Source organism: Pseudomonas sp. NPDC098747 (assembly GCF_044760045.1).
GTDB lineage: Bacteria > Pseudomonadota > Gammaproteobacteria > Pseudomonadales > Pseudomonadaceae > Aquipseudomonas.
Genome location: NZ_JBIWAL010000015.1, coordinates 1 through 25,893 on the forward strand (window position 1 = coordinate 1; position 25,893 = coordinate 25,893).

Here is a 25,893-nt window from a genome sequence, read left to right on the forward strand (position 1 = left end):
TGGCGCGACCACGATCAGAAAGGGGTTGCCGAGCAGCGGAATGAAAGCCTGGCTGCCCAGCGGATGGCGTTCCAGCATGCAAACGGTCAGCGGCATGTCCTGCGCGTCGGCGCGGAAGATGCTGATGATCGCGTTGTCCTCAGGCTGAGCGGTTTCGACCGTCGCCAGTTTATGGAAGCGCATGGTCGAACCGTTGTTGATCATGAAGTGATCGCTGCCGTCGGTTTCGATCACGTCACCGAAAGGGGCGAAGGCTTCTTTGCTCAGCGGTTCAATCGTCAGTGTGCGCATGCTGGTCTTCTTACCTTGAATTCTGTGTTGTTGGTTCTATAGCCATCGCGAGCAAGCTCGCTCCCACAGGGGAATGCATTTCAAATGTGGGAGCGAGCTTGCTCGCGATTGGCCTCACCGCTTACTTCGCTACCTTGCCCAATACGCGCAGGCGACTCACGCCACCATCCGGGAACACGTTCAGGCGGATGTGGGTGATCGGGCCCAGTGCCTTGATCTGCTCGACGAAGGTGTGTTCGGCGTGCATTTCCAGCTTCTGGCTTGGCAGCAGATCGCGCCAGCACCGCGACTGGGTTTCGATCTGGCTGTCGGTGCCGCCCTTGACGAACGCGCCCTGGATCGAGCAAGTGTCCGGGTAGTTGCCCTTGAAGTGCAGGGTGTCGACGATAATTTTTTCGATCTCGCCCGGGTGGCCCAGTGCGACGATCACCCAGTCATTGCCTGGCGTGCGACGACGGGCAGTTTCCCAGCCGTCGCCCATGTTGATGCCACGGCCCGGGTTGAGGATGTTGCTCATGCGGCCGAAGTGTTCGTCGGAGCAGGCGAGGGCGCGGCCACCATTCAGGGCTGCTGCCAGGTCGATTTGCTCGTTGTCGCCAACCGCCGACCAGTCGCGATGCGGCACACCGTACACACGCAGACGGGCAACACCGCCGTCCGGGTAGATGTTGAAGCGCAGGTGGCTGAAGGCTTTGTCGTTGCTGATTTCGTGGTAGTGGTGGCTGTTGCCTTGCAGCTCGACGGCCGACAGCACTTCAGTCCACTGGGTGTTTTCGTCAGGCTCGCCCGACGCCAGGAAGCACGCTTCCAGAGAGGCCGATGGCGGGAAGTTGCCGGTGAAGAATGAAGTGTCGATGTCCACGCCTTTGATCGAACCCGGTACGCCCAGGCGGATCACTGCGCTGTCGAAGCCTTCGAAGCGCTTGCGGCGCGATTCCCAGCCGTCCATCCACTTGCCGTTGTCATCGAACACGCCCTCCTTCCATACGGCCGGGGTCGGTTGGAACAGACGATTGGCGTCTGCGAACCAGTCATCGGTGACCGAGATGATTTTGGTGCCCAGACGGGCATCGGCCAGGTTGACGAACTTCTCGAAAGGTACGGCGTAAGCTTTCATTCTTCTTGTCTGCCTTTAAATAAGTTGGCTGGGGATGCTTGCAAGGCCCAGGGTGCTTTCCGCGTTTAAGACACTCGGGCCAGGCTTGCTAAAGGGTCAGTAAACGGAACAGGGCGATCTTGTTGATCTCCGCCAGCGCGCACTTGAATTCGGTGTCGACCGAGTTGTGAATGCGCGTTTCGAACGCCGCGAGGATCTGATGCCGGTTGCTGCCTTTTACCGCCATGATGAAGGGAAACTTGAACTTGGCTTTGTAGGCGTCGTTCAGCTCGGTGAAGCGCTGGAACTCTTCGGCCGTGCATTGGTGAATACCGGCGCCAGCCTGTTCATTGGTGCTGGCTTCGGTCAGTTCGCCCTGGACGGCCGCGCGGCCTGCCAGGTCCGGGTGAGCGTTGATCAGTGCCAGTTGACTGGCGTGATCGGCGCTCAACAGGATGTCGCTCATGCGCTGGTGCAGGGTTTCGATCTCGTCGATCTCGTCGATCGAGGCGTCTGCGCCCAGGTCGTAGGCCTTCTCGGCCACCCATGGCGAATGCTCGTAGATGTCGGCGAAAGCGTTGACGAAAGCGTCGCGGCTCAGGGTCGACGGTTGCAGGGTTTGAAAGCAGCTCATTTGGCGGCCCCTTGGTACGGGTGGGTTTCGTGCCAGTGGCGCGCGATGTCAACGCGACGGCTGAACCACACCTGTTCATGACTTTTGGCGTATTCGATAAAGCGCTTGAGTGAAGCGATGCGACCCGGGCGGCCGATCAGGCGGCAGTGCAGACCGATCGAGAGCATCTTCGGCGCCTCGGCACCTTCGGCGTAAAGCACGTCGAACGCGTCTTTGAGGTATTCGAAGAAATCGTCGCCCTTGTTGAAACCCTGCACCTGAGTGAAGCGCATGTCATTGGTGTCCAGCGTGTACGGGATCACCAAGTGCGGCTTGCCGGTCGGGTTGTTCAGTTCCCAGTAGGGCAGGTCGTCGTCGTAGGTGTCGCAGTCGTAGAGGAAACCACCTTCTTCCATGACCAGGCGACGGGTGTTCGGACCAGTGCGACCGGTGTACCAGCCCAGCGGACGTTCACCGGTGAGTTCGGTGAGGATGCGGATCGCTTCGAGCATGTGCTCGCGTTCCTGCGCCTCGTCCATGTACTGGTAGTCGATCCAGCGGTAGCCGTGGCTGCAGATCTCGTGACCGGCCTCGACCATCGCGCGGATCACGTCCGGGTGGCGCTGGGCGGCCATGGCGACGGCGAAGATGGTCAGCGGAATATCGAATTCCTTGAACAGCTTGAGGATCCGCCACACGCCGGTGCGGCTGCCATACTCGTAAAGTGATTCCATGCTCATGTTGCGCGCGCCTTGCAGCGGCTGGGCGGCAACCATTTCAGAGAGGAAGGCTTCGGATTCTTTGTCACCGTGCAGAATGTTGCGCTCGCCGCCTTCTTCGTAATTGAGCACGAAGGACAGGGCCACGCGGGCATTGCCCGGCCAGTGTGGGTGAGGAGGGTTACTGCCGTAACCGATCAGGTCGCGTGGGTAGTCAGCGCTCACTGCAGTCTTCCTTCTTGTTCATGACTTATTCAAAGTCGGGATTACGTGGCTGCCTGGCGATGAGATTGCAGGCTGGCGTCACAGCGATGGGCTGATTGTATACAACTTTAATCGCACTTTGTAAGCCTGAATTTTCGCATTTTTCACCGATTGTCATCTTTTACTGCTATTGGCGTGAGCCTGCAAGAAACCTGCCTGACCAGTCAGTTAATGGTTGTGAGGTGCAATGCTCAGGCGCTTCAAGGGAAGATTGGGAGAAAAGTCCCGAATGGCGGGGGTGAAGCAAAAAATGTCGTTTTTATTGTGTACAATTTTTTTGAAAAGTGTCTTAATCAGTCGCTCGCCGCAGCTTTTCGTGCTCCGAAACGGTGCGGTCTCCTTTTCAACTGACTTCGGGAGGCGCGAAGTCTGACTGCTCCATGCAGGCAGGCGCGCAGAATCAATGGGACGTTTGACTACACACGTTTTGGACGCTGCACACGGTTGCCCGGGCAGCTCGATCAAGGTCGAGTTGTACCGCGTTGAAGGTTCTCAGCTGGAATTGGTCGCCAGCGCGACAACCAACAGCGATGGCCGGGTCGATGCGCCGCTGTTGCAGGGCGATGACTACCGTACCGGGGTTTATCAGGTTCAGTTTCACGCTGGGGATTATTACCGCGCCCGTGGTGTGCAACTGCCGGAGCCGGCGTTTCTGGATGTGGTAGTGCTGCGGTTCGGCATCTCTGCCGAACAGGATCACTACCACGTGCCATTGCTGATTTCGCCTTACAGCTACTCCACGTACCGGGGCAGCTGACCCCCAAGCAGCTGTCCCCACCGGGAAGCGACTGCGCATATAGCTTCTTTGGTCTTTCGCCCGCTCACACTGCGGGCTTTTTTTCGCCTGCCAATCAGCCGGCCTTCTCTGGCAATCAACAAAAGAGATGGCTGATCATACGCTCACTGAATCGGTCGCTGATGCTCGCAGCGATTGAGCACGCGCAAATCCGAATAGCTGATGTCGCGCAATGGATCACTCTCCAGAATCCACTTGCACGTTATCAGGCTGTATTTCAGATAACCCTCAGTGCCATCCGCCATGGCGATATGTTTGACGTCCACTTCCTTGTCCGCGATCTCGGCAAACTCCTCTGGCCAAGGCGATTTTTTATCCTTGGGCGGTTCAAAGAACCTTGCGTCGAGGCCGCCGGGATAAACCATGTCAAACGACAGGTCGACCGTATGAATAATCCCGTTGGCTGCGGTGACGAAGATCTGGTCGACCAGGTCTTCGGCGCCGTATTCAGGCACATGAAGGGTGGTCGACCCGAGATGCAACTGCGTGCCGCGCAATTCGATTGCACACTTGCCGAGCTGCGAAGCATCAAGCTCCCAGGTGGACGAATGGCTCAACCTGTTGCTGGCGCTGGCAAGGCCACCGGGGGTCGAGATGCGCAAGATCATGTTTTTGCAAAGATGCATGAGATAGGTCGCGCCTTCGCCTTCGATGCTGTCGATTCTGGTTCGCCCTGGAATGGATGTCAGCTTGCTGCAAGAGTTTTGGATCCCTAACTCAAAAGGCAATCTCTCGGGCAGTCGGAAGAAGTACGGTTCGGGCTTCATCTTCAGTGGCAAGGGAATATTGCTGACAGAGCGAGAAGTGCGTCCGGTGCGATGGATATATTGTCTCGGTGCCACCGCGAGTGCCTCAGTCAATTGCACGGTATGAACCTTGCTGTCCCGGAAGACCAGAACATAGCCATGATTGATCTTGTTATTCACTATTTTTGGCAGCGCATCTTCAAGCGTCATTTCCATGTGATGGGCAAATTCGCTGATTTCCAGCGACTTATTGCCGAAACGGAATTTGAACTTGCAGGAAATATAAATCTTGTCACTCGGCGAAGAGCGTATCCAATCGATGTTCGTATCGAAAATAACTTCGGCACCGGTCAATTCGGTGCTGTCGAAATCGAGAAATATCCGCGTGCCATACAGTGCTTCGCTTTTGCCTGTGATAAAGGTAGTTGACGGGTTATTACGCTGAACATAGTAGTCGGTGAGTTTGTTTGCAGGGACCGTACACAAACTGTCATAGAGAATCGTGACAGGCTCTTGTCCACCCTCCTGGGTCACCACGACCATGATGTCTACGGATTTGTCGTGTTCGATTTTTTCAGGGAAGTCGGGTTTCAAATGAAACTTGTCCCTCGTAACAAGGGTGAGTCTGTTATTGATCAACTGTCGGACATCATCGGACTGCCGGTAAACATCGTGGATGTATAGCTTGCTTAGGCGAATGTCATCAAAGTCGAATTTCAATGTGATTTCAAGGGTGGTCTTGACGACTCGCCATGTTTCAATTTGATCCATTCTCCAGTCCAGCACGATGGCGCTTTCCTCAATGCCATCTTCTGTGATCGATACGTTGTTGGCTGTTTGCGGGAGATGGTAGACATCCCTTCCTGACTCACCGAATGCAGCGGCACCGTCCTTGTACAGATGAATCGTGTCGTCCCCATCGCCCGTATGGATCGTGTCTTTACCCCGCGACACGATCACATTGGCTTCCTTTGAACCAGTGACGGTAGTTGTGCCGTTGCTCAGCGTATGAACATCATTGATACGCTCCAGCAGCGCTTTGAAAGCGTACGTGTTGCCATCTTCCGCCGAGGTGTCCGGGGTAAAAACATGCAACGTCCCGGCAGACAGGTCGAGGTCATATCCGCGACCGTTGGCTGGCGATATCTGCTCGCCATCGAACTCCAGCGTATTGCGCCCGGCACCGCCTCTCAATATCGAGTATTGAGTATCTTCGGCGTCGGCCTTATCGAGCACTTGAGCAGCGTTTTGCAGAACGAATCGGTCATTTTCAGCGCCACCGGTCAGGTCCTTCTTGCCGTTGGTGAAGTAAAAAACGTTGGGCTTTTTTTCGACACCGGTGATCGTGTCGTTACCGCCGCCGATGAGCCATAAAATACCTTTGCCGTTGCCAGCGGTGCCCAGTTCCGCACCGGGCGTTTGCGCTGTAATTCCATCACGAGCGTCGATCATATCGTCAGCATCGATGATTTGCGGGACGTAGACGAGTTTGGATGTCTTCAAACCCCAGTTAGTGATGTATTCCCTGCGGCGATGCATCTGGACCTCGAATGCACCATTGACCACAGCCTCGGTGGTGTTTTTCACGGTGTTGTCGAGGTACTTTCTGGCCGTTGCTTTCAATTGGCGAGTTTGTTCGGACCTGGCTTTGGCACTTTCATAACGATTGAGGATGTCCTGATCGACGTTTTGGAAAACGAACGTGAACCAGCCGGTACGCCAGCGCTCCTCCAGTGTGAGTTCGATGTAGTCATCAATGTCATCGACCATGCGTACCGCGCCGTAAATCTGCGAGCCGATGGCCATTATCCCCGCGGCCACCAGTCCGATCGGGCCGGCGAACGAAAAACCGGCCATTGCCGCGGAGCCCAGTACCACCGTCATCGCGGCACTGGCAACATTCAAACCTGCGCTCACGTAGTGGTCCGCTGCTGCTTTGCCGGATTTGGTTTCGGCTGCCTTGAACTCCCTTACCGCACTGTAAATGTCGAAGGGCAATGTCACCGCCCCTCCGATGAGCCCACCCGCGCGGGTCAATCTGAGTCCCGCCCTGGTTTTGGCGAAATCCTTGAAGGCACCGTTACCGGCTTCGATCATTCCCTTGCCCAATCGCGTCGTCACCACGTCGGCAGCGATTGAGACACCTTCTGTCGCGAGACCGATGCTGTTGAAAATGATCTCGCCCCGATCATTCGCTTTCACGGCGTCAACAATCCCGCGCAGCCCCATCAATATCCCGAAGAGTTGAATACCGACGCTTGCACCCAGAGTGCTGAAGTTCTTGATCGCTGCCCAACCGGGATAGTTTTTTCGTCCGGCACTGACCAGACGTAAATCAATTTTCTGTGCTGCATTCAATAGCTGGATGGTTTTCTTGCGAAAGCCACTTTCATCCGGCGATATATTCACTTCTTCCCTGATGATCGGGGGGGCGTCCGCGGGGCGCACCGTCGCAATCTCGTAGAGAAAGGTGGGCAGCAAATAATTTTCGCCAAATGAAGTTACTTTGATGCGCTTCTCTATTTCGCTGTAACTGAATTGCAGCGAATTGATGAAAGAACGCTTGGGGATACGGAATTGCGTGTTATAGCCCGTCAGCGGTTGACCATTAAGAGTGGCGCCGAGGGCATCCAGCGATCGGCGTGTGATTGTATAGGCGCCGATTTTCATGGGGCCGTGTAAGTCGTCGAGCACTTGCAGTTGGCTGGGTTTGCGTTTGATCTCAGGTGTATCACTGTTGCTGTCGGTGTCACTGAAGAAATCAATCGTAGTTGCAGTGTAGGGGGTGGGGTGATGATCAATGGCTGTAACTACAACAGAATCCTGCAGCAGAAAATTATGTTTCGCGGAACCACTCATTTGAACTTCCTTGTTCGATAACGCTGTAATAAATTTGCGCGTTCATGCTATTTGCAAGTTCAATATCTGTACACCAGTATGTCGTTACTGTGCGTTGCAAGGGTTTTTGCAGATGTTGCTTTATAAACTGGAGCAGCGCAGTGCTGCCCCAGACTCACTCTGTGCGGTTGTTTGGCCGCAAACACATTTTGATCAGGCGATGTACTTAGCTCTCCCGCACGATGTAAAGCGTGGGAGATGCGCGCTTCAGCTCAATACCGCCCACCAGGTAAATGATTTTTCCCTCGCTCAAATATTCAATAAATCTTTGATGCGTCGTTTCACCCACCGTGGCGCGAAACTGCGGGGTGGCAATTTCGAATCCCGGCAGTGCAGGGCGTTGTAACAGGTTGTGCGGATCGTCAGGAATCTTCAGAACAAATACGGCATCCAGTTTTTCTCGGTGAAACACCAAAGCGTTTTCGCTGAGTACACGACCACTGGAAAACACGCTGTAGCCGTTGTGCTGCAAAACGGTTCTGAACAGTGTCTGCAAGTTGGCGCTTACAGGTGCAGACAGGTAGGCGCTCCAGACGGGCAGGCTCGTTGGATCAAAATCAAGACGATTGAACTCCGTGGCACTGCGCGCCGGGAGGTGGATGCTCCAGGGCGGCGTTGTCGTGCCAAAGGTTGTCGGTAGCGTGGGCAACAGCATCAGTGGATCGCTCAGATCTCGGCGCGGTGAAAAGGTATTGGCTCTATCGCGCCAGTGGCGGAAGACCTGATTGAGTCTCGCCAATCCATTTCCGTCTATTGGCGCCTGATAGGCGGCCCGGTCAAATACATTTCTGGCAATGGCACTTGCGGAGTCATTCGCCAGGTAGTTGTAGGCGTTGGCGACTTGTTGAGTCAGGGGCGTCGCAAACGGCACGCGATTCTCCATGACCGTCCAGCCTTCATCGCGCTTTACCGCCCAAATGGGCTGTAACGTGGGTTCGTCCCCCAGCATCCGCTCGAATGCATCAAAACGCTTCGGCGAAAATCGCGGATGCTCCAGGTAGACCAGACGTGGATTGGCCTGCAGAGACTGGGAAACGATCCGATAGTGAAGCCCGTTTATTTCTATCGAGGCGGCCTCCGCCGGTTTTTGCGGTTGGCCCCAATTACGCCAATAAGCGGTGGAAAGGTTCATCGCGCCGCTGGCATCCAGTAGCAGGCGATCGGCGAAGATCTCCGTATCGGGCGTGATACGGTCCTCCGGTTCCAGTCGTGGACGCTTGCTCGGACCCGGTTGTGCGGATTCGGATTCGCCAGTCTGCTGGTCGACATCAAGTCGCGAACGCGGCTGTTCGGATGTCGTGGCGCGAGTGAGTTCTCGCCAGAGTTTGGTGCCGGGAACCTGCTCTACCAACGGACCGGAAGGCGTGCGCTCATCCGCACTGCATTGTTGATAGATACCGTCGGAATTTCTTCGGACCCTTACGGTGCTGCTCAAGTCCGATTGCGGGTCTGGCGTGCCTTGCATGTCCACGTAGGTTCTTTTTTTCCTGTCGAAGCGAAGCCCGTGGCCCGAGTCTTTTGCGTGGGTCAGCGTCTCTGCCAGTTGTTTTGGCAGAAACAAGGTTGAAGCAGGCCTGGGCGCCGAGGCTGCCTGGGGTGGCGGGTGGGCCGTAGGTGTTCGGAACCAGTCTGGTGCCTCGATCCGCCAGAGCGCCTGCCCGTCTATTTTTCTGAGGATCGGGCCCGGCAAGTGCGGGGTAGTGAGCATAGGCACCTGATAGTCGCCGGCGGCGTTACGCTCTGCCAGAAAGTAGCCCTCTTCGCCAACGTTGGCATAGGTGCTTCCGTCCTCACTCTTGAACAGCCCCGGTTCGTTTTCAATCGCGCGCAACGAGGCAATCTGCTCCGGGCGCAAGGAAATCATCGCGACGGCAGCGGCGACCTGCTCGGAAGCCGCGCCGGGTAACTGGCTGACCACCACTGACGGTTGTCGGGGTGTTTCGCTGGCGAGTGTTTCGACCGGCCGCCCACCACCAGAAGCATCGGATTGCCAGCTCGGTCCCGGCCCGCTAACCGGAGCGACGGGATGAGTGTTTTCCTGTGTCGCTGACCAGGCTGACGACGTGGCATCGTCCGATGAAACCGGCGATGGTGTGAGTTTTCGTGGAGGTTTGGCCATGGGGGTGCACCGCTGATAAATGAATCGCCATGATCTTCGAAGCGATTTTTTGATCGGCGGTACATATGTATAGGGCTGGAAAAAAACCTCGGCTTTTGACCACCCCTCGGGAGGTGCTGCCCAGCGCGAAGCCGCGCACAGCGCGGTTGAGAAACGTCTTCGCCGTGTAGCGGTTTTCCAACCGATTGGCTCTGCGTCAGAGCAGCGATATGCAGTGTTGCTTCAGTGCCACGAGCTTCTCGGCCTCAATCGGCGGGTCGGCCTGAAGTGCGAGCTGCAATAGATCCCGGCAAACATCGAGCTGATGTTCGCAACGGTTAAGTGCTCGCAGTTCGGTGAAGGCGAACGTTGTCAGAGGGTTGCCTGAAGTTGTCCAACTGCGATCACGCGGATCAAAAGCCAATTGCGCAAAACCGTCTTCTTCCCGAACGACGGCATTCTGAACGGCGAGACTCCCAGCTTGTGCAAACTTGCCCGGTAGCGCCTTGACGTAATCGAACTCGGGATCGAAGTAGCGTGCGTCGATGCTCTTGACGTAGATCGTCTCGAACTCGATGTCGACGGTGTGCACGATCCCCCCGCGAGTAATGACGTGTACCCGGTCGACCAGATCGTCCGGATGACTGTATTGCGGCAGATGGACTAAAGCCTCGCCGATGCGCAGGAGATGGTTGGCAAGGGTAATTTGCACCGCGCCAAATTGCGTCGCATCGAACTCCCACACCGAGGAATAGGGTAATCGCGCCGGGGCGCCGGCCAAAGCACCGGGGGTTGAGATACGCAACGTTATATGGCGGGTCAGGTGCACAAGATAGGTCGATCCCTCGCCAACCAGATGCTCGGTCGCGCGTTGCTTTGCGAAAGACGTCAAGCCAATGCAAGCGTTGCCGGTGCGCAACTGCCGCCCGGGATTGTCCGGTGGCTGAAGAAAAAGGTCACTGCTCATCTGCGATTTCAAGGGCAACGCAACGGCTGTTTTCCACGCTTTGGAGGTGCTGCTGCGAAACGTTTCGCTGGAAAAAAAACGGTCGGCCATGGCCGGTTGTTCGAGCCTCCAGGACACGCCGTCGTTCATCACCAGAATAATGTGCTGATTCAATGCCAGTGCGGGGCGGGTCAACCTGTCGTTGATGGCGATCGTCCCGACACTGTGGGAACTGGCCAGATTCTTGATCGCCACTTCATGCTGGCCGAACTGGATAGTCAGGCCGCACTCGGTATACATGATGCGATCAAACGCCAACTCGCGTTTGATTGTTGCGGTGTAGTAAGCCTCGACGCCGGACATCTCCTGGCTGTTGTAATCCAGATAAACCATGGTTACGGCTTTCGGTGAATGCGCGGTTACGCGCAGCGTGGTCAGGCGTTCGCCTCGAGGGATGTAATAGCGCTCGAATTTCTTTCGTGGATTTGTCTGTTCATCACCGTAAACAATCACGGGGTCAACGTAGCGGCCAAGCTTGCTGATCGTCACCTGAATGTTGATAGGCCCTTGCGTGTCGAGGATGCCAGGCAGCTCCGGTACGAGCTGGAAACCATCTTGTGTGATGAACAGCAATTTCGCGTTTTGCAGCACGCGTTGCCGGGTTTGCTGTTTGTAGACATCCTTGATTTTGACGATTCGTGTCAGGGCGTCATCCAGATCGAACCGCGAAACGATCAGCAGATGCGAGCCATCCAGCGTCCAGCTGACAATCAGATCCTGTCGCCAATCCAGTCCGATGATGCTGTCTTGCGCGCCGTCTTCGATGATCGACACATGACCGGCAACGTGAGCAATGTTGTAGGTATCCCTGCCGGTTCCACCGGCCACTGTGGTATGGCTGCCGAACACGTCGATGCGGTCATCACCGCCTGCGGCGTCGATATCATCATGACCCCACGACTGAATGATGTTGGATTCCTCTGTCCCCGTGACGTTATGGATGGCGCCGGCGAGTGTCGTCACATTCTCGATGCTCGACAGGGAAGTGTGAGGCGTGAGTTCTCGCTGCTGACGGGAGGGGGCGAGGGTGATGACGGACATCAGTCCGACGTTCAAGTCCACGTGGTAGCCAATTCTGCTGGCGTCTGGTTGATCAATGCGGTTGGCCAATACCAGCGTGTCGTTGCCAGGCCCACCGTCGAGGGCGGATAGCCGACTCTGCGCCGAATCGTTCTTGAGATGATTGGCCGCTTCTTTGAAGACGAACTGATCGTCGCTGTTGCCACCCGTCAGCTTCTTGGTGCCGTTTTTGTAATGGAACACGTTGGGTTTTTGTTCAACGCCTCTGATCTCGTCGTCGCCACCACCGATGAACCACAGCACGCCTTTGTGCTCGCCCACGGTGCCGATTGACGCACCCGGTGTTCGTTCATTCACCCCGTCACGAGCGTCAATGTTGTCATTGCCGTCATGGATCTGCGGGCGGTTGACCGTCGCGTACTCCAGCGTTTCACGCGACCAGTTGTAGAAGCGGATTTGCACCGGGTTCAATTCAGCGACAAAGCCACCATCGACCACTGCTTCAATCTGCTCCTTCAACGCTCCGTCGAGTAAGCGTCTTGCTGTAGCTTGGAGCATCCTCGCGTGGTCGGCCGTGGCCTTGGCGAGATCGTAACGGTTCTGCACAGCCGCGTCGGGCGCGATTCCCCAGACGGCAAACCAGCCGCTGCGCAAGCGTTCATGGGCGGTCAGTTCGATGTAGTCGTCAATGTCATCGACGGCGCGTATCGCCGCCCACACGCGGGCGCCTGCCACCAGGAACAGTCCGGCCAGCAATCCCACGGGACCCGCCGCCGAGAAACCAGCCAATGCTGCGGCGCCAAGCAGAACGGTCATGGCGGCGCTGGTGACACTCAGGCCAGCCTCGACGTAATGGTCAATCGCTTCTTTGCCGGTGGCCTTGGCCGCTGCTTCAAAGGCGTTGACCGCGGCAATGATATCGAAGGGCAATGTCAGTGCGCTGGCGAGCAATCCAGCGGAGCGCCCGAGTCGCACGCCGAACCGGGTTTGCGCGAATCCCTTATAGGCGCTGCGGCTGGCGCGGATCATCTGCTCGGCTTTTTTGGCGACGGACACTTCAACCGCTATTGAGGTGAACTCTCCGGCGAGGCTTGCGCCATTGAATACGGTTTCGTACCCATTCTTGTTTCTCAGGGCATCGTGCAGGCCCATCAAGCCGCTGTAGATGCCGAATGATTGCAGGCCCATGCCCATGCTGGTCATTCCGGCACTCTTCACTCGATTGACCCAGTGCGGCAGTTGCGTGGGCAGTTGCGCATCGCGAATGTCGAGCCGTTGTGCGGCGTTCAAAAGCTTGTACAGCGCCTGGCGGTTTCCGTGCAGATCGGTGTGCGCCGGGCTGTCTTCTCTGAGCATTGCGGGGGCGTTCAATGGGCGCGTGCTCGACAATTCGAAGAGCAGCGACGGCAGCAAATAATCCTCGGCACCTGTGGTTGATTTCATGTGCGCTTCGACGGCCGCCGGGCTGAACTGCAACTGGTTGAAAAAGGATTTTTTTGGCTGACGGAAAAACGTGTTTTTTCCATTCAGGTATTCGCCCCCAAGGGTTGCCCCCAACGCGTCGAGCGACGTTCGGGTGACTGAATAGGGACCGATTTGCAGTGGGCCGAAGAGTTCGTCGACTATGCGCAGCTGCGACAGTTTGCTGTTGTGGGTTGATTGCGTAGACGCATCACTGATGTGAGTGAGGTCGAGCGTTGTCGGCGTTTTTGGATTGGCGCGTAGGCCAATATCGGTGACGACAACCGTGTCATCCGCATCGATAGGTGGGGAAGACGGAGGGGTAGGCAATGTGAGCATCCTTGTTCATTTTTGCTGTCTTTTTTACCGCTGTTCAGCGAGATCGGTCGGTGGGTGACAGCATTCTTGCGTAGGTAATCGCAGGAATGCTGCCATCCATCCCGAGTGTCAGCGCTCTCTGATAATGAACACGGATTCAGGCTTCGATCTGACGTTGAGAACGCCGCCGAGCAGCCAGATCAACTTGTTGTTCGCATGTGCCGTCAACACCGCTTGATAGGCTTCTTTGCCAATCCTTGCGGGCAGGAAAGGGTCCGCGAGTTCGGTGCCGGGCTGGGTGTGCAGGGTAATGGCATTGCCCTCGACCGCTCCCAGTTTCAAAAAGAACACGTCATCTGTCGCCGGCCCCCGGAAGATCAAAGTCGGCCCTAGGTGTTGCGGCGTCAGCGGGAAAACGTCGTAACCGGCACGCACCAGCAGACCACCGGTCAACTGCCGCAAAGCCTGATTGGAGAGGGTTCTGCAGTAGTAATTCCAGTCTTCGGGGAAACGTTGCGGATCGAAGGTCAGGCGATGCAACGGTGCGTCTGTTGCCGCGTCGATCGAGAGGTAGGTTCTCGCGTTTTGTTCGACTCTCGGGGCCGGTTGCAGCATAAGCAGTGGATCGCCGAGTGACGGAACGCCGGCGGTGGCCCGCCAGTTCCAATGGGTCAACACCTGAAGAATATTGTTCAGACCGGTGGTCGTGATTTGTTGGGAGTTATCCGCGCGCTCGAACAGGTTTTTGGCGACCGACTGTGCCGTCGCTTCCGAGAAGTCGGTAAAGCGCTCGGCAACGGACTGAGACAACGGTTTATGAAAGAGCTTTTGCGACGGTCGAACTTCCAGCGGATCGTTGGTATAGCGGTAGATGGCGACGGGTTGCAGCGCGGGCGCTTCGCGCAGCATCCGTTCGAACTCATCGAAGCGGCTCACCGCATATTCCGGGTTCTGTAAAAAAAACAACCTGGGCTGGTTGTGAGACTCCGAGCCCAGCGGCACGACCGAATAATCAAATCCGCCGAGCCTGACGGAAGCACCTGAAGGAGGCCCTTCATAGTGTCCCCATTGCATCCAGGAATATGGACTTTCGACGGACGCTCGGGAAACTTGCGCTACGGTTTCCGGGCTTTCAACGGGATCGGACGAAGCGCGACTCTCTTCCAGCCGTGGCCGTTTCGTCTGGCTGGCACCCGTATCGGCATCGATGTCGGGCGACTCATGGATATACAGCCGCGGACTGTCGGGGGCAGAAAACGATAGTTCGGGCGTGCGTTGCCACAGACCGGTGCCTTGGATTCGCTCAACTAACGGACCCGATGGAAGCCGCTCGTTGAAGTCGCTGACCTGATATTCGCCATCGGCGTTTTTGCGAATCAGCACTGTACCTTCGTTAGGGATATCAACGTAGGCCCTGCCCGTTTTATCGTGACGAATGCCATCCATCGGCCTTGCAGGCGACAACAGGTTGGCCAGTTCCGCAGGCAGTACCTTGAGCGGTGGTGCGGTCTGGGGCATGGCAGTTTGCGCGGAAGCCTTTACCCAGCCCGGGCGATCAATGCGCCAGTGCGGCTCACCGTCGATCCTGGCCAGAATCGGCCCTGGCACGCCGGGTGCGAACGGGAAGGGCACCTGATAGTCGCCCAGGCTGTTTCGCTCGACCATCGTCTTGCCAAGCCCCTTGATATCGGCGAACAAGGTGCCATCGTTGCTGGTGAACAATCCCGATTTCCCCCTGAACGGAACCAGTTCGTCCAGACGGTCTTTCGGCCAGGTGATGGTGCTGAGCGCGGACTCGACCGTGACGGTGGCGGCACGCGTGGGCGACCCTGGCATTTCAGTCACGATGACCGCGGATTGGGGCGTTGTTTCACTTGGAGTCTCGGTATTGAAGCGTCGGCCGGAATCAGAGTCAGCGGCGTTTGCATGCAACTCCGGAAGTTGAGTATTGACTCGGGTTGTTTCGGTTAAGTCGTCCGTGGTTCTGTTGGGGTTCGCAGAGTTGTCTTTGCTGGATGGGTTGATTTTTTTTATGGGCTTTAACATTTTCTATACTTCGAGTTGATAGGTTATAACTTGGTGGTGACCAAGTTTGATGTTGTTTGACGCTGAGGGCGGGCACAGCAGACAGCAGCTGTCGCACATCAAGTTTTGTCAGCTTTGAAGTCTGCGATCCGGATGGCTGGATTGAGTACGGTGTGTTGCTGAGGATTACCGGCCGGTAGATATAGAGAATGAAATGCAGGCGGGGAAGCAGGGGCTGGATGCTGAGGTGTTGAAGCGGCTTCCATGAAGCATGGAGAGTTGCAGGAGCTTGGCCATATAGAACTTCCTTGTTCTGGCGTTGATGGTCAGTTGCGCTCGTATATTAGGTAGGAAGTTTGATTGGTGTATATCGAAGTGTTGTTGCGTAGTGTTGCGCGTATCGCGAAGTGAAATTTTGTAAGTTTATGATTTGGTTAAATCCAGCCGAGCCAGGGTTTGTAACTTCTGCTATCCGCACACTCAGAAAGGCAGTCGTTGCAAACCCGTCGCCATAGGGCTGTTTTTTCAGGAATGGCTGCCGAGCAGGGAAGCCGCTCCGGCCCCGCCGAACAGACCTGCGCTGATCCGGTTGAACCAGCTCTGTCCCTTACCGCTGCGCAGGTAACGTGCCGCACCGTGGGCACCCAGCCCGTAGGTCAATTTGCACAGCAGGTCCAGCACCGTCCAGGTCACGATCATCACCAGCAGTTGCGGGAAAAATGCTTGCTCGGCGCTGAGGAACTGCGGGAGGAATGCGGCAAAAAACAAAATGTCTTTCGGGTTGCTGGCGCCGAGCACGAACGCTCGGCCAAACAACGCGCGAAACCTTGGCACAGGTGCTGCTTGCGGCACTTCGGCAGCCACCGCTGGCTGACGCGATTGCTGCCAGCTCTGCCAGGCGAGATAAAACAGATAGATCGCGCCGACGATTTTCAGTGCACTGAAGAGTTTCTCCGAAGCCAGCAGCAAGGCGCCCAGCCCCAACGCCGATGCGCTGAGCAGGCAGATGGAAGCAATCACGCCGCCGAGAAACGCCGGGTAGGAACGACGCAAACCGTAATTCAGACTGTTGCTGATCATCAGCAGCGACAGTGGCCCCGGAATAAGGATCACCACCAGCGCAGCGCCGCTGAACAGCAGCCAGGTTTCCAGACTCATCACTTTCTCCTTTTTTTGTTGTACTCAAGAATGTGCAAAAGCCCCACCCGCAAGGGTGAGGCTGTTTTGACGCTTGAACCGCGTGACGCTTACAAGAAGATGAACTTGGCGATGAAGATCGCGCAGAGCACCCACAGGCTGACGGAAATTTCCTTGTACTTGCCGGTACCGGCCTTCAGCGCCACGTAGGTGATGAAGCCCAGCGCGATGCCGTCGGCGACCGAAAAGGTCAGCGGCATCATGATCGCGGTGACGATGGCCGGAATAGCGTCGGTGGCTTCGTCCCACTCGATGTGGGCCATACCGCCCATCATCAGCATTGCCACATAGATCAGTGCACCGGCAGTCGCGTAAGCGGGAATCATGCCGGCCAGCGGTGCGAAGAACATCGCCGCTATAAATAGCACACCTACGGTAACCGCGGTAAGACCAGTCCGACCACCAGCGGCCACGCCGGCAGCACTTTCTACGTAGCTTGTGACTGGCGGCACACCGACCACGGCGCCGAATACGCTGGAAGCGCTGTCGGCTTTCATGGCGCGGGAGAGGTTTTCGATGCGGCCGTCAGCGTTCACCAGGTTGGCACGCTGGGCAACGCCCATCAGGGTGCCGGCGGTGTCGAACATGTGCACGAAGAGGAAAGCGAGGACCACGCTGATCATGCTGACGTTGAATACGCCGGCCACGTTCATCGCCATCCAGGTCGGTGCCAGGCTTGGCGGGGCGGACATGATGCCCTGATAGTGCACGAGGCCCAGGCCCCAGCCGGCCAGGGTGACGGTGATGATGCTGATGAGGATCGCGCCAAATACGCGGTGGTAGCTGAGAATCGCGATCATCAGGAAGCAGATCGCAGCGAGCAGTGGGCCAGCTTCATGCAGGGAGCCCAGTTTGATCAGCGTCGCCGGGCTATCGACAACGATGCCAGCGGTTTTCAAACCGATCAGCCCGAGAAACAAACCGACACCGGCGCCCATCGCGTGGCGCAGGCTGACCGGAATGCTGTTGAGCAGCCATTCGCGAATCCGCGAGAAGGTCAGAATCATGAACAGCACACCGGAGACAAACACCGCACCCAGGGCGGTTTCCCAGTTGTAGCCCATGGTGCCGACCACGGTGTAGGTGAAAAACGCGTTGAGGCCCATGCCCGGCGCCAGACCCACCGGCCAGTTGGCGTAAAGGCCCATCAACAGACAGCCCAATGCGGCGGCGATACAGGTGGCGACGAACGCGGCACCGTGGTCAATCCCGGCATCGGCCATGATGTTGGGGTTGACGAAGATGATGTAAGCCATGGTAATGAAGGTTGTCAGACCGGCAATCAGCTCGGTCTTCACCGTGGTGCCATGCAAGCTGAGTTTAAACAGGCGCTCAAGCAAGCCATTGCGTAACGGCGGCGAGAGATCCTGCGTCGATGCTTCGGATTTGCGGCTTTCCACAGCGAGTACTCCTCAAGAGTTTTATTGTTATTTCCAGGGCCGGACCCATGAGGGGTGGCAGCGGCCCATTGAGGCATACGCGAATTTGTTGACCATGCGGTCAGGAACTCGCACGCTGTGGATTATGCTTTTGTGTACAAATAAAGCAAATATTGTTTTCTGTTTTGTTTACGAAAAGTCCGTCGATAGGGATATATCGCCCTTACTGGCCTCATCGCTGGCAAGCCAGCTCCCACAATGATCATGGGTGTTCACGATAATTGTGTTCACCCAAAACCCTGTGGGAGCTGGCTTGCCAGCGATGAGGCCAGACCAGTCAATCGAGAACCGCCTGACTGTCCCCCAACGCCAGATTCACCGCCAACCAGCCATTCACCGCCGCCTCCCCAGCCTCGGCAAACACCCGCTCTAGCAATTTCACCTGTTCACGCCGCAACACCTGTTCAAACTTCGCGCCTTCCGCCGTCAATTCCAGCAACCGTTTACGCTTGTCCGTCTGCGACGCGACGCTGTCGACCAGATGCATTTCCTGCAATTGGCGCAGCGGCATGTTCAGCGCCTGCTTGCTCACGCCCAGCAAGGCCAGTAGTTCCTTGACGCTCAAATTCGGGTAGCGGGCGATGAAAAACACAATGCGCTGATGCACCCGTGACAAGCCTCGGCGCTCGAGCATTTCATCAGCCTTGGCGGTGAACGCCTGATAACCGAAGAAAAACGCTTCCATGGCCTGCTGCTGACTGCTGGGGTTTTTAAGGTCAAGCATATTGACGTACTCGCTCAAGCTGTCGTAGTTTCAGTCAACAAGTTTGACTCATTTTTCACACGCCTTGCTACCGGTGACCTCCATGGCTTTTTCCGAACGTGTCTCGCGCCTCAAAAGTTCTCTGATCCGTGAAATCCTCGCCGCGGCCCAGCGCCCGGAAGTTATGTCGTTCGCCGGTGGCTTGCCGGCAGAAGCCATGTTGCCGAAAGTCGAATGGGCCGAAATGCCTCTGTCGCTCGGCCAGTACGGCATGAGCGAGGGCGAGCCAGCATTGCGCGAAGCCTTGGCGGCAGAGGCGAGGGCGCTGGGATTGGCCTGCGAAGCGAGTCAGGTGCTGGTGGTCAGTGGTTCCCAGCAAACCCTCGATCTTGCGGCCAAACTGTACATCGACAAGGGCACCGAAATTCTGCTGGAGGCGCCGACTTACCTGGCTGCATTGCAGATCTTCCAGCTGTTCGGCGCCGAATGCCTGACCGTGGCGCAGGAGGCCGATGGTCCCAACCTCGCGCAACTGCGTAGTCGCCTGGAACGGCATCGTCCGGCGTTCATCTATCTGATTCCGACGTTCCAGAACCCGTCCGCCGTACGCTACAGCGAAGCCAAGCGCGCAGCCGTCGCCGCTTTGCTCGACGAATTCGGCGTGACCCTGATCGAAGACGAGCCGTACCGCGAACTGACTTTCGACGGCGGCAGCGCTAAACCGATCGCCGCACGCCTGAAAACATCCAGCTGGATCTACACCGGCACCGTGTCGAAAACCCTTCTGCCCGGTCTGCGCGTCGGTTACCTGATCGCCAGCCCGGATCTGTTCCCGCATCTGCTCAAACTCAAGCAGTCGGCAGATCTGCACACCAATCGCATCGGCCAGTGGCAGGCGTTGCAGTGGATCGGCAGCGAGAAGTATCAGCAGCATTTAAGCGAGTTGCGCAGTTTCTATCGTGAGCGCCGCGATAGCTTTCAAGCGGCACTGGAAACGCACTTTGCCGATCTGGCCGATTGGAATGTCCCGCAGGGTGGGCTGTTTTTCTGGCTGACGTTGAAGCAGCCGCTGGATACGCGGACGTTGCTCAACCAAGCGTTGGCCAATGATGTGGCGTTCATGCCGGGGGAGCCGTTCTTCCCCGATCCGGACAACCATCATGGGCATTTGCGTTTGAATTTCAGCCACATCGATCCGGCGCGACTGGATGAGGGGCTGAGGCGATTGGCGGCAGTGGTGCGCCAGGCGCAGATGGAAAAAGCGGCCTGAAAATAAATAAACCGTGGGTGGGATGGGGCAATTTCCGGATCTCGGGACTGAGCTAAACCCTGAAAGTACTGCACCTCCATTGAGCAAGGTGGAAGATGGGGGGAAATCATACCGATACGCCAGGATGAAAAGCGCGATGTACGACTTCTTCCGGACTTAGTAGGCTCTCTGATGATGGTAATTCAAGATGTTACCAAAAGTGTTCGGCAACGAATTACTATATTCGATTGTGAAATAATCGAGCGCGCAATTATTCACTCGCCGAGTGGCCGTGCAGTGCCCTCATGTTTCATGCACATGTTGCCGACTCGTTGGTTTCGCTTTTTTCCTAGAGATTTTCCAATCCATGTCTAACACGGACGCCTTGAGTGGTCAGCGGGCAGCAAAGCTCCCGCTGCAACCCACCTTAAAATCGCACTTGGTCTACACCCTGTTGTGTGGCCTTGTAGTCATGCTGATGCTCAGCCTGGTCCGCTTGGGCCTGTTGATCTACAACAGCGACATGATCGGTGACACGCCAATGTCGACGGTCGCAGAGGGTTTCCTCAATGGCCTGCGCTTTGATCTGCGCGTCGTCGTCTACCTGGCTATTCCGCTACTGCTGGCCACTCTCAGCGTCCGCGCCATGGCTGCCCGTGGTCTATTCCGGGTTTGGCTGACCCTGGCCTCAAGCATCGTCATGCTCCTCGGCCTAATGGAACTAGACTTTTACCGTGAGTTCCATCAGCGTCTAAACGGTCTGGTGTTCCAATACATCAAAGAGGATCCGAAAACCGTGCTGAGCATGCTCTGGTACGGTTTCCCAGTAGTACGTTACCTGTTGGCGTGGATTCTTGGTACTTGGCTACTGAGCCTGCTGTTCAAGGGCATCAATTGCATAACCCTCCCACGTGTCTGTCCAGATCAGATGGCCCACGGCAGCGGGAACGCCCCGTGGTACGTGCGCGGCGTAGTGTTCTTCGTGATCCTGCTGGTGGCGATCATCGCCGCGCGCGGTACCTTGCGCCAGGGCCCGCCGCTACGATGGGGGGATGCATTCACGACCGACTCGATCTTCGTCAACCAGATAGGTCTCAATGGCACCCTTACCTTAATCGATGCGGCCAAGAGCCGTTTTGGCAAGAACCGCAGCAACGTCTGGAAGTCGACCATAGAGGAGACAGAGGCAACCCAGACCGTACGAAACATGTTGTTGACCGACAACGACAAACTTGTCGATGGCGATAGCGCCGCTGTGCGCCGTGATTTTACCCCACCGCTTGCCAATACCCTGCCGATCAAGAACGTCGTAGTGATCCTGATGGAGAGCTTCGCTGGTCATTCGGTTGGCGCACTAGGCAGCCCGAACAACATTACACCGTACTTCGACAAACTGGCCAAAGAAGGCGTGTTGTTCGACCGCTTCTTCTCCAATGGTACCCATACCCACCAAGGTATGTTCGCCACCATGGCTTGCTTCCCCAACCTGCCAGGCTTTGAATACCTGATGCAAACGCCCGAGGGCGGCCACAAGTTATCAGGCCTGCCGGCGCTACTCAGTGCCCGCGATTACGACGACGTTTACGTCTACAACGGTGACTTTGCCTGGGATAACCAGTCCGGCTTCTTCGGCAACCAAGGTATGACCACTTTCATTGGCCGTAATGACTTCGTCAACCCGGTATTCTCCGACCCTACTTGGGGTGTATCCGACCAAGACATGTTCGACCGGGGTGCCGAAGAGCTAGCGAAGAACTATGGCAAGAAGCCGTTCTATGCTTTATTGCAGACCCTCTCCAACCACACCCCGTATGCGCTGCCCCCCCAATTACCGGTAGAGCCGGTTGTAGGCCAGGGACGTCTGGATGAACACCTGACCGCGATGCGCTACTCTGACTGGGCTTTAGGACAGTTTTTCGAGAAGGCGCGCAAAGAGCCATATTTCAAGGAAACCCTGTTCGTCATCGTCGGTGACCACGGTTTTGGCAATCACCAGCAAGTAACCGAACTGGATTTGGGCAGGTTCAACGTACCGTTGTTGCTCATCGGTCCAAGCATCCAGGAAAAATTCGATTCAGTGAACCACACCGTGGGTACGCAAATCGACATTGTGCCGACCATCATGGGCCGCTTGGGTGGCGAGACCCGTCATCAGTGCTGGGGTCGTGACCTGCTCAATCTGCCGGCTGGCGATCCCGGTTTCGGCATGATCAAGCCGTCGGGCAGTCAGCAGATCGTCGGTCTGGTCCAGGGGGACCGCATAATGATTAAGTCCGAGAACCAGTCACCGCGCGTGTACCGCTATGAGCTGGGGGCCAACTTCAAAGCCGAGCTGATTGAAAGCGCGGACCAGAAGGACCTGACTCACAAGGTCGAGTCGTTCATCCAAACCGCAACCAAAAGTTTGCTGGACAATACCGCAGGTATTATCCACGGCGTACCAGAATAACGGTGACTGTTTTGCGTTGGGTCTAATCCTGAAATAGGTCTATACCTTCCATTTCAACGCCCGATGCACCATCGGGCGTTTTATATTTCGAGGGCAGCTGGAAGCGTTCCGATACTTATCTGCTGCGATGCCTGTCGGTTTCTATAATTTTTGGCTACGGCGTAAAGCAACATTTCGCTTTTCATTACTGGTACCCCAATCACTAAATTAAATCGGTAACTGTACCGGAGGTTTCCGAGGACTCGTAGAATAGAATCGGTTACATGATAAGTAAATGAAGCACGGGGACTCTACAGCAAACCCGTCTATCGTCACGAGCGGCCCCAGCATAATTTTTGGGTCTACTCACTAGAACGATTAAATAATGTACTTCCAAGTGAAAGTATTCGTGGGGGGATGGGGCAATTTTCCGAATTTAGTGACTGAGCTAAACCCCGAAAGTACGGCGCCTCCATTTAAATTTGGAGGCGTCGTCAAATGTTCCAACCTTTCGGAAAACTGGGTGATTTTTGGGTAAAAAATGGATAAGAAGTGGGCAATAATGGGATAAAACACCGCCCGACCGACTTATCCCGAAATGGCCAATCCATCACGACCTGCTGTAAACCCAACACACCTGACGGCGCAGCTTTCCAACGTAGTGACTATCAGACTCGATGCGGCGAGCACGATGTAGGTCTGGTAACGGCTATGATCCAAGCGTTTGGAGCAATCTGATGTTGCGCTTTGACGAAGGCCTGAAAGTCTACCCGCATCGGGATGCCGTCGATTTCCGAAAAAGCATCAACGGCTTGTCAGCATTGCTCGAGCAATCACTGGGACTGGACCTTTTTGCCCTGGCGGTCTACCTGTTTCGCAACCGCCGAGCCGACCGCCTCAAACTGCTGGGCTGGGACCGTAACACCCAGCACGGATTTTTAACCGCAACCAACAGGATGCGAAATTGCACTCCACTTGAACACCCGTTTGCTTTCGACCTGACCAGTCGTTTGCATTCGTTCTGATCACCGATTGCATCGGATTTGACCAGCACGCTTTGTAACTATGATCGGCAAAGAACGGCCAAAAGCGGGCAGGCAGTCTGATCCTGCGGCGAACGCTCAAGCGTCTGCTCCCCTCCAAAACCGCCGGATGCAGTACTTCGGCTTCTAAACCGAAGCTGGCTCAGCGGAAAGAAAGGTTGCTATGTAACTGCCTTTTGTCACAAAACGCACTTGCAGTCTGAACGGACAGCATTCACGACCGTCGGCCGTAGTACACGTCGCCCGGCAAACATGTCAGAGGTCCGCAGAGCCGCCATCAGGCCTGCGGGGCCTCGATCGCCTCGTCAAGCTTGATAACGGTCTCAAGCATGCGTCGAACGATAACTGCATCGAACTCTTCCGCCCGATCCCCTTCATGGGTCCCTTTGTTCAGGCAGTTCCACTCGACTTTGTGCTTATCGCGGTATCCAAGTATCTCACCCAGGTGCGGCACGGCCTCCTGGAAAACGGCCACGTCCTTCCCGCCGAGGAACTTGTGGAGCCCCGTCGCCAAGCTCATAAGGTCAGGGTCTCCCGGCCCCCTCAGAGCGGTTGTTTTGAGTCGAACCGTCAATTCATTTAATGCAAGCTGTCGAGTTGTGGTCAGACGCGTCACCATACCTTTCGTAGTCTCCGGTCCCTAGATTTACTGTATGGTACTGAATTTCGATAAGATTAAATTCACGGGTATTTGTCCATATAAAATCATTTCCAAATGTTGAACTGACATCCCCCCACTCGCTATAAAGCGTGCCTAAGACACGTACTCCATCATCGCGTGAATATTCGTCGCGGAGTCCTAGCCGACCTCCCACGCTTACGCACTTGTTTTTCACCTCCTGATGTCTGGCATTGTAGTTTTCATTGGTAAACCACTTGCTCGGATTAACGGTGCAAATGGTCGGGAAGCCGCCGGCCACGTTGTAAACTTCAATATTCACAGAGCCTTTTGACTGCAGATATATTTGTGCCCGATTAGGAGTGCTATAGCTAGGGAAGGTCTGAAGTAGCCATGTGTTTTTGGCTGACTTCGGATCGGCGGTCTCAAGGAAAAAGTGCAACAGTCAGTTAATTATCTTGAGCTTGCTAATCACGAAGCTGAATGCAATCCCGTCTTCGAAACATAATTACCACTTGGCGTCTGAACGAACCGATCCTACCTGACTAAGCACAATTCCACTGCCGAAGGCTTGGCCGTGATCAAGCCCCTCGGTCGCTTAAATAATGGCTATACATACCCCCCTCCATCGACGAGGTGACGGCCTGGAATGACACGATAGAAACAGCCATTAGACGCATCCACCAGGTAGCTTGGCGGGGGGGGGGGGGGCTTGCCCTTACCGTTCAGTTTATCGTTTCAAGCTTGTTGGTCGCGGAAAACTGAAGATGATCCACCAGCACCTCAACTGGACATTTCCAGGCCAGTGTCTGACGGGGTCAGGTGTTGGGCAAATCAGCGATTTCGTCCAGTCGTGCCTGCGTCACCTGAGAGGATCTGAGCCTTTTTGGGCGGTGCTGACGTAACAAACCGTTCGTATTTTCATTGCTATCACGCTGCCAAGGGCGAGTGTGGATCGGAGAAATAAATCTTCATCCCCGTGCGCGCAGTGATTTCGGCATGACGGGCCATTTCGCTGCCTTGATCATGCGTCATTGTTTTTAGTAACGATGGCGCCATCCGCGACATTTTCCTCACAATGGCTTCTGCCGCCGCCTCTGCGGTGGGGGCTTCGAGCTTGGCGAGAATGACATAACGGCTCGTACGCTCGACCATTGTGGCAACCGCTGAGTGATTACTGGCGCCCATAATCAGATCACTCTCCCAATGCCCACGGACCAGACGATCCGCGACCTCAGGGGGGGGGGGGCGTAGATGAATACTCAGTTGCGCGGGTAGCGTTCTCGACGCTGTTTGCTCTGTGTTCGCTTAGGACGTTTACCGTCAGCCTGGCGTAGATAACTGATCAGCTGGCGTTTCAGCTCACCGCGCGGATAGGCGTAGATGGCGAGGTAGATAGTTTCGTGGCTCACATGTCGCTCGGATTGGTCGGGCCAGATACTGCGTAGTCTGCGGGCAATTTGTTGCGGTGACCAGCCGATGCGGAGCATTTCGACGACCACTTGAAATAGCTCTGAGTCTGGAGATAAACGCCGCTGACGGCGAGGCACTGAGTCCTGCCGGTAGCTTGGATGGCGCCATAGTGCGACTGCTGGGGGTTGCGTTTGATCTCACAACTAACGGTGTTGGGGTGACGGCCTAGCAACGCGGCAATAGCTCGCAGCGTCTGTCGTTGAAATAGCATCACCATAATGGTGACGCGTTCCTCGGTACTCAAGTGTTTGTATTGGGTAGACATGGCTACACCTTACATCAGATGTTGCACTTGTTCCTTGAAACCGCCTTACCCCAGACAACTGCTGAATGCCGCTTTTGTATGGCTTATTACCTATATTAAACACATATCCACGGTGTACTGATGGTT

Annotated in this window: 16 protein-coding genes and 1 pseudogene; 4 read left to right on the plus strand and 13 right to left on the minus strand. The window is 55.9% G+C overall.

What is annotated here, in order from left to right:
* From ACIQVE_RS11955 to puuE, 4 genes are all read right to left on the minus strand, one after another.
* The coding region (locus tag ACIQVE_RS11955) for an ureidoglycolate lyase (protein ID WP_401234945.1) at positions 1-291 on the minus strand (291 nt) is incomplete at its 3' end.
* A gap of 121 nt (positions 292-412) precedes the next feature.
* Positions 413-1,408, minus strand: a complete 996-nt coding sequence (alc, locus tag ACIQVE_RS11960; protein WP_402808222.1) for an allantoicase — start codon at positions 1,406-1,408, stop codon at positions 413-415.
* Between the two features lie 88 nt (positions 1,409-1,496).
* Positions 1,497-2,021, minus strand: a complete 525-nt coding sequence (uraD, locus tag ACIQVE_RS11965; protein WP_402808225.1) for a 2-oxo-4-hydroxy-4-carboxy-5-ureidoimidazoline decarboxylase — start codon at positions 2,019-2,021, stop codon at positions 1,497-1,499.
* Positions 2,018-2,944, minus strand: a complete 927-nt coding sequence (puuE, locus tag ACIQVE_RS11970) for an allantoinase PuuE (protein WP_402808227.1) — start codon at positions 2,942-2,944, stop codon at positions 2,018-2,020. Before puuE ends, uraD begins: the two co-directional genes overlap by 4 nt.
* A gap of 442 nt (positions 2,945-3,386) precedes the next feature.
* On the opposite strand from puuE, the gene uraH reads away from it, so the two are divergent.
* Entirely contained in the window at positions 3,387-3,740 is a 354-nt protein-coding gene (gene uraH / locus ACIQVE_RS11975; protein ID WP_042558430.1) for a hydroxyisourate hydrolase, read from the plus strand.
* Positions 3,741-3,883: 143 nt separating this feature from the next.
* Here uraH and ACIQVE_RS11980 read toward each other — a convergent pair whose 3' ends face one another.
* From ACIQVE_RS11980 to ACIQVE_RS12010, 7 genes are all read right to left on the minus strand, one after another.
* Entirely contained in the window at positions 3,884-7,384 is a 3,501-nt protein-coding gene (locus tag ACIQVE_RS11980) for a calcium-binding protein (protein WP_402808231.1), read from the minus strand.
* 205 nt (positions 7,385-7,589) lie between these two features.
* Positions 7,590-9,542: a hypothetical protein gene (locus ACIQVE_RS11985; protein WP_402808234.1), complete on the minus strand. Its 1,953-nt coding sequence runs from the start codon at positions 9,540-9,542 to the stop codon at positions 7,590-7,592.
* Positions 9,543-9,738: 196 nt separating this feature from the next.
* Complete coding sequence (locus ACIQVE_RS11990) at positions 9,739-13,338, minus strand: calcium-binding protein (protein WP_402808448.1); 3,600 nt, start codon at positions 13,336-13,338, stop codon at positions 9,739-9,741.
* Positions 13,339-13,455: 117 nt separating this feature from the next.
* The gene (locus ACIQVE_RS11995; RefSeq protein WP_402808236.1) at positions 13,456-15,372 is read right to left on the minus strand and encodes a hypothetical protein; all 1,917 of its coding nucleotides are present in this window, start codon (positions 15,370-15,372) and stop codon (positions 13,456-13,458) included.
* Positions 15,373-15,876: 504 nt separating this feature from the next.
* Positions 15,877-16,509 carry a LysE family translocator gene (locus ACIQVE_RS12000; RefSeq protein ID WP_402808238.1) on the minus strand — a complete coding sequence of 211 codons (633 nt, stop codon included), beginning with the start codon at positions 16,507-16,509 and terminating at the stop codon, positions 15,877-15,879.
* Between the two features lie 89 nt (positions 16,510-16,598).
* A complete protein-coding gene (locus ACIQVE_RS12005; RefSeq protein ID WP_402808240.1) occupies positions 16,599-17,948 on the minus strand; it encodes an NCS2 family permease in 1,350 nt (449 codons plus the stop codon).
* A 316-nt stretch (positions 17,949-18,264) separates the two neighbouring features.
* Complete coding sequence (locus tag ACIQVE_RS12010) at positions 18,265-18,711, minus strand: MarR family winged helix-turn-helix transcriptional regulator (RefSeq protein ID WP_402808243.1); 447 nt, start codon at positions 18,709-18,711, stop codon at positions 18,265-18,267.
* A gap of 82 nt (positions 18,712-18,793) precedes the next feature.
* Between ACIQVE_RS12010 and ACIQVE_RS12015 the strand changes: the two genes are divergently transcribed.
* The 3 genes from ACIQVE_RS12015 (at position 18,794) to tnpB (ending at position 23,392) form a co-directional block, all read left to right on the plus strand.
* On the plus strand, positions 18,794-19,960 hold the full coding sequence (locus ACIQVE_RS12015; protein WP_402808246.1) for a PLP-dependent aminotransferase family protein: 1,167 nt from the start codon (positions 18,794-18,796) through the stop codon (positions 19,958-19,960).
* Between the two features lie 346 nt (positions 19,961-20,306).
* Positions 20,307-22,388 (plus strand): LTA synthase family protein, encoded by a 2,082-nt coding sequence (locus tag ACIQVE_RS12020; protein ID WP_402808248.1) that lies wholly within the window; start codon positions 20,307-20,309, stop codon positions 22,386-22,388.
* Between the two features lie 716 nt (positions 22,389-23,104).
* A complete protein-coding gene (tnpB, locus tag ACIQVE_RS12025; RefSeq protein WP_402808251.1) occupies positions 23,105-23,392 on the plus strand; it encodes an IS66 family insertion sequence element accessory protein TnpB in 288 nt (95 codons plus the stop codon).
* 295 nt (positions 23,393-23,687) lie between these two features.
* Here tnpB and ACIQVE_RS12030 read toward each other — a convergent pair whose 3' ends face one another.
* Entirely contained in the window at positions 23,688-24,029 is a 342-nt protein-coding gene (locus ACIQVE_RS12030; protein ID WP_402808254.1) for a hypothetical protein, read from the minus strand.
* Positions 24,030-24,754: 725 nt separating this feature from the next.
* Positions 24,755-25,767 (minus strand): annotated as a pseudogene (locus ACIQVE_RS12035) (IS30 family transposase).
* Between the last annotated feature and the right edge of the window lie 126 nt (positions 25,768-25,893).

Bases quoted from the DNA above. Each gene is read 5' to 3' on its own strand.
- ACIQVE_RS12030 (WP_402808254.1), bottom strand. From the start codon at position 24,029: ATGGTGACGCGTCTGACCACAACTCGACAGCTTGCATTAAATGAATTG.
- tnpB (WP_402808251.1), top strand. From the start codon at position 23,105: ATGTTGCGCTTTGACGAAGGCCTGAAAGTCTACCCGCATCGGGATGCC.
- ACIQVE_RS12015 (WP_402808246.1), top strand. From the start codon at position 18,794: ATGGCTTTTTCCGAACGTGTCTCGCGCCTCAAAAGTTCTCTGATCCGT.
- alc (WP_402808222.1), bottom strand. From the start codon at position 1,408: ATGAAAGCTTACGCCGTACCTTTCGAGAAGTTCGTCAACCTGGCCGAT.
- ACIQVE_RS11985 (WP_402808234.1), bottom strand. From the start codon at position 9,542: ATGGCCAAACCTCCACGAAAACTCACACCATCGCCGGTTTCATCGGAC.
- ACIQVE_RS12010 (WP_402808243.1), bottom strand. From the start codon at position 18,711: ATGCTTGACCTTAAAAACCCCAGCAGTCAGCAGCAGGCCATGGAAGCG.
- ACIQVE_RS12020 (WP_402808248.1), top strand. From the start codon at position 20,307: ATGTCTAACACGGACGCCTTGAGTGGTCAGCGGGCAGCAAAGCTCCCG.
- ACIQVE_RS12000 (WP_402808238.1), bottom strand. From the start codon at position 16,509: ATGAGTCTGGAAACCTGGCTGCTGTTCAGCGGCGCTGCGCTGGTGGTG.
- uraH (WP_042558430.1), top strand. From the start codon at position 3,387: ATGGGACGTTTGACTACACACGTTTTGGACGCTGCACACGGTTGCCCG.
- ACIQVE_RS11980 (WP_402808231.1), bottom strand. From the start codon at position 7,384: ATGAGTGGTTCCGCGAAACATAATTTTCTGCTGCAGGATTCTGTTGTA.
- uraD (WP_402808225.1), bottom strand. From the start codon at position 2,021: ATGAGCTGCTTTCAAACCCTGCAACCGTCGACCCTGAGCCGCGACGCT.
- ACIQVE_RS11995 (WP_402808236.1), bottom strand. From the start codon at position 15,372: ATGTTAAAGCCCATAAAAAAAATCAACCCATCCAGCAAAGACAACTCT.